The sequence below is a fragment of the Streptomyces sp. SBT349 genome, assembly GCF_001083795.1.
GTDB lineage: Bacteria > Actinomycetota > Actinomycetes > Streptomycetales > Streptomycetaceae > Streptomyces.
In genome coordinates this window covers 1-6979 of sequence record NZ_LAVK01000381.1, presented here as the reverse complement: position 1 = coordinate 6979, position 6979 = coordinate 1, and the positions used below count along the sequence as shown (strand labels likewise).

6 protein-coding genes are annotated in these 6979 nt (G+C 75.4%); 5 read left to right on the top strand and 1 reads right to left on the bottom strand.

Annotated features, from left to right (window positions below; translation table 11 throughout):
* Window positions 1-753 precede the first annotated feature (753 nt).
* Both ADY01_RS30635 and ADY01_RS30630 read left to right on the top strand, forming a co-directional pair.
* Complete coding sequence (locus ADY01_RS30635) at window positions 754-1866, top strand: serine hydrolase domain-containing protein (protein WP_049579965.1); 1113 nt, start codon at window positions 754-756, stop codon at window positions 1864-1866.
* A gap of 213 nt (window positions 1867-2079) precedes the next feature.
* Window positions 2080-3093 carry a hypothetical protein gene (locus ADY01_RS30630; protein ID WP_049579963.1) on the top strand — a complete coding sequence of 338 codons (1014 nt, stop codon included), beginning with the start codon at window positions 2080-2082 and terminating at the stop codon, window positions 3091-3093.
* Window positions 3094-3133: 40 nt separating this feature from the next.
* On the opposite strand, the gene ADY01_RS30625 is transcribed toward ADY01_RS30630, so the two are convergent.
* Entirely contained in the window at window positions 3134-5041 is a 1908-nt protein-coding gene (locus tag ADY01_RS30625; protein WP_049579961.1) for an ATP-binding protein, read from the bottom strand.
* Between the two features lie 195 nt (window positions 5042-5236).
* Here ADY01_RS30625 and ADY01_RS30620 point away from each other — a divergent pair, with 195 nt between their 5' ends.
* The 3 genes from ADY01_RS30620 to ADY01_RS30610 all read left to right on the top strand — a co-directional run bounded on the left by ADY01_RS30620 (window position 5237) and on the right by ADY01_RS30610 (window position 6939).
* The gene (locus ADY01_RS30620; protein WP_049579959.1) at window positions 5237-5968 is read left to right on the top strand and encodes a TetR/AcrR family transcriptional regulator; all 732 of its coding nucleotides are present in this window, start codon (window positions 5237-5239) and stop codon (window positions 5966-5968) included.
* On the top strand, window positions 5965-6219 hold the full coding sequence (locus ADY01_RS30615; protein ID WP_049579958.1) for a hypothetical protein: 255 nt from the start codon (window positions 5965-5967) through the stop codon (window positions 6217-6219). Before ADY01_RS30620 ends, ADY01_RS30615 begins: the two co-directional genes overlap by 4 nt.
* A gap of 90 nt (window positions 6220-6309) precedes the next feature.
* Window positions 6310-6939, top strand: a complete 630-nt coding sequence (locus ADY01_RS30610) for a hypothetical protein (protein WP_053171377.1) — start codon at window positions 6310-6312, stop codon at window positions 6937-6939.
* The last annotated feature ends 40 nt before the right edge of the window (window positions 6940-6979 follow it).

Sequence of the window (6979 nt, the reverse complement as noted above, 5' to 3'; positions counted from 1 at the left end):
GGTTCGTTGCCCTATCGGGCATCGGAGGGCGGGGACTGTTTTCAAACGGCGCACGGTTTGTTTTCAACACTCTGTTTAAAACGAAGTGTTTCGCGTTTCAGAACAGTCCCCACCTCCAGATGCCCAATAGGGCAGACGACCGCGCACCGCCACCACTGCCCGGTTGGGCAACGACCCCCACCGGCCCGGCGAATACCCAACAAGGGCACACAGAGGCGGCAGCAGCTGCGCGCCACCCCAGCCACGACCCACAGACCGACCCCGGACGGCCGTCATCCGCTGCGCCCGTTCGGACACCCACCTCATCCAAGAGACCACTGGCCGGTCACCGGGACGACCCCGACCCACGAACCCTCCCCCCGTAGGTGCCTCTTTTCGTGCATCCGCACGAAACCCGACACCCGGGCAAGCCCGCGCCACCTAGGCCAAGCGTAGAAGCCGCCCCACCCCAGCCACCCAGCTACCCTGACAGCCGGGACGCGCCGCAGGCGACCGTATCCGTCCACGACGGTCTGCTCCGAGCCGGACTTACCGCCCCGACGGCCGCGTATCTCAGGAAGACGCGGCGGGCCACGACCGTGGTATCGCGGCGGTACGGACATGTCCCGCGCTGGTGAACGGGCCCGGCCCGGTGGGTCGTTGGGGTGCCGGGCTCCCCACGGGTTCCTTTGCCGTGGCGCGATGAGTTTCGGCGGGGAGCGCGGTCCCCCAGGGGGAAGAGTTGGCCATGGTGTCGTCAAGCTGGGAGCGGCGATGAGCGAGGTTCAGGAGCGGGTGCGCCGGGTCGTCGAGCGGCTGGTCGGCGCCGGGGACGAACGGGGCGTGCAGGTCGCGGTGCTGCGCCACGGGGAGCCGTGGGTGGAGGTGACCGCCGGGGTGGCGGATCCCGTGACGGGACGGGAGGTGGCGCCGGGGACCGTGTTCCACAACTTCTCGATCGGGAAGTCCGCGGCCTCCGCGGTGGTCCATGTCTGCGTGGAGCGGGGGGCGTTCGGCTACGACACCCGCGTCGCCGACCTGTGGCCCGAGTTCGCCGCCTACGGAAAGGGCGCCGTGACCGTGCGGCAGGTGCTCACGCACACGGCCGGCGTTCCGGGGCTGCCCGCGGACACCACGGCGGCGGACCTGTGCGACTGGGACGAGATCTGCGCCACGGTCGCCGATCTGCGTCCGTGGTGGGAGCCGGGTACCGCGGTCGGGTACCACGCCCACACCTTCGGGTACATCGTGGGCGAGGTGGTGCGCCGGGCCACGGGCAGGCCCGTCTCGCGGGTGCTCGCCGAGGAGGTGACCGAGCCGCTCGGGGTGGCCGGCGAGCTGTACTTCGGGATACCCGTCGCCGAGCACGGCAGGCTGGCGGTCCTGGAGGACGCGCCCGGCATGGGCGAGGTTCCGGCGGGCCTCCCGGCGAACTCGCCGGTGCGGCGGGCCTCGCCGCCCGCGCTGCACCCGTCGGCCGCCCTGGGGAACCGCGCGGACATCCTCGCCGCCGACATCCCGGCCTGCGGCACGACCTCGGCCCGCGCCATGGCCCGGCTGTTCGCCGCGCTCATGGGCGACGTGCCGGGCGTCGAGCTGATCGCGCCGGAGCGGCGGGCCGCCCTGACGACCGTGGCCGCCGAGGGCACCGACCGGGTCTTCGGCAACGAGAGCGCCTGGACGCTGGGCTTCTCGCCCCTCCTGCCGGGCGCCGAGGGCGTGCGCCCCGGCGCCTTCGGCATGGGCGGGGCGGGAGGTGCCTTCGCGTTCGGTGACACGGCGACCGGAGTGGCGTTCGCCCTGACGAAGAACCGCCTGACGCCCGGCTTCGGCGCGGCCACCGAGATCCTCGGCATCGTGAACGAAGCCGCGGCGCGGAAGGGTTGAGGCCGGTAAGCCCCGCGCCTCCCGCGCCGGGAGCCCCGCCGGAGCCCCGGCGGGGCTCCGGCGGGGAGATCGCCGGGGCCCGGCGGGCCCGTACGGCAGAGCTTTCCTGACGGAGTGGAAACCCCGCGCGCGGTACGTCGGCCGGGGGCCGCTCGTTGTACACGGCGAACCGCCGTGACAGCTCACGCCGCCGACGCATCGGAGGATCAACCCATGACCATCGCCACCCGCCCGGCCGACGGCAGTCCGCGTGGCGCCGCGTGGCGTGCGGCCTTCGCCGCCGTCCCGCGCGACGCCTTCCTCCCCGCCCTCGCCCCCGCCGAGGCCGGCCCCGAGGCCGGGCACGGGCACGGGCACGACCCCGAGGGCGGGGGCGAGGGGCCGCAGGCGATGCTCCACGCCATGTACCAGGCGCTCGATGTCCCGGACGGCGGCCGGGTCCTGGAGATCGGCACCGGCAGCGGGTACGGCGCGGCGGTGCTGTGCCACCGCTTCGGGGGGGAGCGCGTGGTCTCGCTCGACGCCGACCCCGAGGTGCTGGGCGCGGCGCGCGGCCGTCTGGCGGGCGCGGGTTACGCGCCGGCGCTCGCGGCGGGCGACGGGGTGCGCGGCTGCTCCGAGTACGCGCCCTACGGCGCGGTGGTGGGGCGCCCGGCGAACGGGCGGGTGCCCGCGGCCCTCGCGGCGCAGGTGGTCCCGGGCGGGGCCCTGGTCCTGGCGCTGAGCTCGGGCATCGCGGTGCTCACGGCGGGCGTGGACGCGACCGCGTCCGGCCGGTTCCTGCCGGTGCTCGCGCACCGGGCGACGGGCGCCGCGGCGTCGGTGCGCAGCTACATCCCGGCGCTGCTGGTGCCGTTGGGCACCTCGGTGGATGTGGCGCTGCCCGCGGACATCTCCGCGGACATGCCCCGTTTCCTTGGCGGCCTGGTCCAGCCCGACGTGCACGAACTGCCCCTGATCGACGCGGACGGCCGCCGGGTGTACGGGCTGGTCCACCCCGGCAGCGGGTCGTGGGCGCGGGTCGCGCCGCGCGACGACGGAACGGCCCGCGTCCAGTTCGAGGGGACGCGGGACCTGTGGGGCGAGCGCGCGCCGGTGCTGACGGCCTGGGCGAAGGCCGCGTGTCCGGGGCCCGAGCGGTACGGTCTCGGCGTCTCCGAGGACGGGCGGCACCGGCTGTGGCTGGACAGCCCGGTGGACGGCCCCGGCTGGTTCCTCCCGGCCTGAGGCCACGCCCGGCGGCCCGGCCCCGCCCGGCAGGGGCGTCTCAGGCGGGCACCCCCGAGGCGCGCCGCTCCTGTGCGGCGCCCTGGCGCAACAGGCGGTGCGGCAGCGCCACATAGGCCGAGACCCCGGCGCCGCGGGCGGAGGAGGTGGTGGGGGCGGACTGCGTGTGCCTGACCTCGACCTGGACGCCGAGGCGGGCCGCGATGGTGCCCACCACGTAGTGCCCGAGGAAACGGGTCGGGGCGACGAGGAAGTTCTCCCTGCCCGCGAGCCGCTCGTTGGCGCGCCCCAGCTCCTCCTCGGTCATGCCGGTGCCCCGGTCCACGATGGCCAGGCAGTACTCGGCGCCGTCCCACCAGCCGTAGACCTCGACCGTGCGGGCCGGGGGCGAGGCGGTCAGCGCGTTCTCGATCAGCTCGGCGAGCAGGTGGGAGAGCTCGTAGACGGCCGAGCCGTGGACCTCGCAGGGCTCGGACTCCACCAGCGTCACCCGCCGGTAGTCCTCGACCTCGGAGACCGCGGAACGCACCACCTCGGCGATCTCGGCGGTGCCGGTCCACACGCGCGGCGGGAGCTGCTGGCCGGTGAGGATCAGCAGGGAGTCGGCGTTGCGGCGCATGCGGGTGGCGAGGTGGTCCAGCTCGAACAGCTCGGCCAGCGCGTCGGGGTCGAGCTCCTTGCTCTCCAGCGCGGTGATCAGCCGCAGCTGGCGGCGGACGAGGGCCTGGTTGCGGTGGCCCAGGTTGGCGAGCGACTCGGTGCCGTTGCGGCGCAGGACGGTCTGCTGGGCGGCGAGCCCCACGGCGGTGCGCTCCACGTCGTGCAGGGCCGCGGCCAGCCGGGTCACCTCCTCGGCTCCGCCGCCGAGCGCCGGGTCGGGCTCCGGCGGCTCCAGCCGTTCCGCCTCCTCGGGCTCGGCCTCCTGGATGGTGCGGACCGTCTCCGGCAGCCGCTCCCCCGCGACGGCCTCGGCCTGCCGGGTCAGCTCGTCCAGCGGGCGGGTGATGGAGCGGGCGGCGAGCACGGCCAGCGCCGCGGCGACGGCGAGGATCAGCACGCCGAGCGCGACGAAGCCGACGAGCTGCCGCGTCGCGGCCGTCCGCAGCTCGTCCGCGCGGCTCCCCGCGTCGGGGCCGACGCGCTGCTGCACGGCGTGGAGGGCGTCGGTGACCGCGGTGGCCGCCTCCCACCACTGCGCCGCGTCGGTGTCGAGGGCGGAGCCGTCGGCCCCCGCGTCGGCCCGTTCCTCGAACGCGGCGACCCGGTCGGCCTCCTCGCCGGAGAACGCCTCCTCCAGCGCGGCCCGCTGCGCCGGGGTGGCCAGCCGGCCGTAGCCGGCCAGCGCCGCGTCGCGGGCGGCACGGGTGGCGGCGAAGTCGGGGTACTGGCCCTCCTCGAAGCGGCCCGCGACGAACACGCCGTTCATCAGGCCGCGTTCCTGCGCGAGCGCCTCCGTGGCGCCGGAGAGCGCCTGGAGCGCGGCCATGCCGTCCGTGAGCCGCCGGTCGCCGAGGGCGGGGCCCTCGGCGAGCTGCGCCTCGTTCAGCCGGGCGATCGCGTCGGAGAAGAACGTCAGCCCGGTCGCGGGCTCGATGGTCTCGTCGTCGACCCGGCCGCGCACCTCGTCCAGGTCGCCGAGGGAGCCGAGCGCCTCCTCGAACGCGGGGGCCGTGCCCTGGTCGACGCGCCTGAGCAGCTCGGAGCGGATGGCGTCCACCCGGCGGCGGGTGTCGGCGAGCTCGGGCCGGTACCGCCCGGCGCCCACCAGCAGCCCGCTGGTCAGGCCGTGTTCGCGCTGGAGTTCACGCACCAGGCCCTGGACGTCGAGCGCCAGCTGGACGCGTTCCCCGCTCTCCCTGGCCGCCGACCAGTCCTCGGCGCGGTCGGCCACGCCGGCGCCCGTGAGGACGAGGAGCAGGGCCGTGGGCACGGCCAGCACGATGGCCACCCGGCCACGGATGCTGCCCCAGTGCGGAACCCGGACACTCCGGCCCGTCCGTCGTCGCCTCATGGTCCCTCAGCACACCGGAAGGCGGTTACCTGCGCCCCCGGGACCCATGGCCGCGAAGTGAACACGCGGGGTGAACATGACGGTGAACCACGCACAGGACGCCCTCGGGGGCCGGAGGTTACGCTTCGGCTCATGAAACGCCGTTCCGCAGCGCCCGGTCCGGCGTATCGCAGGCTCAGCGTGGAGGAGCGCAGGAACCAGCTGATCGCCACCGCTCTGCGGCTGTTCGCCCGCAACGCGCCCGAGGACGTGTCGCTGGAGGACGTCGCCCGCGCCGCCGGGGTCTCCCGGCCGCTCGTCTACCGATACTTCCCGGGCGGCAAGCAGCAGTTGTACGAGGCGGTCCTGCGGGACGCCGCGACCGATCTCGAACGCTGCTTCAGCGTCGAGGCGGCCGGCCCGCTGAGCGAGCGGCTGGCCGACGTGCTGGACCGCTACCTGGCCTTCGTCGGGGAGCACGGCGAGGGGTTCGCGGCGCTGCTCGCGGGCGGCGGCGTGGTGGAGACCTCGCGCACCTCGGCCATCGTGGACGGGGTGCGGCGGGCCGCCGCGCGGCAGGTGCTGGCACACATGGGGGTCGAACGGCCAGGGTTCCGGCTGGACTTGGCGGTGCGGACCTGGATCACGTCCGTGGAGGCGGCCTCGCTGATCTGGCTGGACGAGGAACGCGGCCTCCCGGCCCCGGAGCTGAGGGACTGGCTGGTCGACCAGTTCATCGCGCAGCTGGTGGTCACGGCGGGGCGGGACCCGGAGACCGCGCGGGCCCTGCGCGCGGCGGCGGCCCTCGAATCGCCGGGCGGGCGCGTGGACGCCCTGGTGGAGCGGACGCTGACCAGGATCGTGCCTGCGACACTCGAACCGTGAGAAGCGAGGAGACCCCGTTCGTCGGGGGGCCGCTGGACGGCCGCGTACTGCCGGTGCTCACCGGTCCCACGGGCAAGCCGCCGCGCGTGTACGAGGTGCCGGTGCCGGGCCGCGACGGCGGGCCGGGGACGGTGCACGTCTACCGCCTGGAGGCGGCGGGCCACACCCGGCTGCTGCGGCTGCCGCGCGGCTGGCGTTACGTGTACGCGCCGGACGCCCCGCCGAGCCGCGCCCACCGGCGCCGGGGCTGACCACCCGTTCGCCCCGTTCGGCGCGCGCCGGGCGGCGCGGTGTGCACACCATCGCTGCGTCGTTCCCCGAACCGGAGAGGCGTGCCCCCGATGTACCGAAAGACCCTGGCCACGGCCGTCGCCGCGCTGGCCCTCACCGCCCTGCCCGCGCCGCCCGCCGCGGCCGGTCCGGGCGACCAGGGCGTGGCCGCGCTCGTGGCCGACCTGCGCACCCTCCACCGGGAGACCGGGGCGGCGGCCGAGGTGTACAACGAGATGGAGCGGCGCCTGCGTGAACAGCACGTGGAGACCGTCGAGTTGACGGAGCGTCTGGCGGAGACCCGGGGTGAGCTGGCCGAGGCCAAGCGGCTGGCGGGCGCGGTGGCCCGCGAGCAGTACCGGCGGGGGAACGTGCGGCTGCCGTCGTATCTGCGGCTGCTCCTCGGTGAGGACCCGGCCCGCTCGCTGCACGCGCAGACGGCGGCGGCGCGGGGCACCTCCGCGCAGGCCGAGGCGGTGAAACGGCTCGCCGAGGCGGAGCGGCACGCGGACGAGCTGGCAACGGCGGCGCGGGAGGCGCTGGACTCCGAACGGTCGCTGACCGAGGAACGGCGGCGGCAACGGGACGAGGTGCACCGGCGCCTGGACGAGGCGGCGGGCCTGGTGGCGGGCCTGTCGGACACGGAAGTCGCGGAACTGGCCGCGCTGGAGGAGGAACGCCTGCTGACGCCCGGCGGGTGAAGGGGGTGGCTGGGGCGGTTTCCGAGGCTTTACGCAGCCC

Bases quoted from the DNA above. Each gene is read 5' to 3' on its own strand.
- ADY01_RS30635 (WP_049579965.1), top strand. From the start codon at position 754: ATGAGCGAGGTTCAGGAGCGGGTGCGCCGGGTCGTCGAGCGGCTGGTC.
- ADY01_RS30630 (WP_049579963.1), top strand. From the start codon at position 2,080: ATGACCATCGCCACCCGCCCGGCCGACGGCAGTCCGCGTGGCGCCGCG.
- ADY01_RS30620 (WP_049579959.1), top strand. From the start codon at position 5,237: ATGAAACGCCGTTCCGCAGCGCCCGGTCCGGCGTATCGCAGGCTCAGC.
- ADY01_RS30610 (WP_053171377.1), top strand. From the start codon at position 6,310: ATGTACCGAAAGACCCTGGCCACGGCCGTCGCCGCGCTGGCCCTCACC.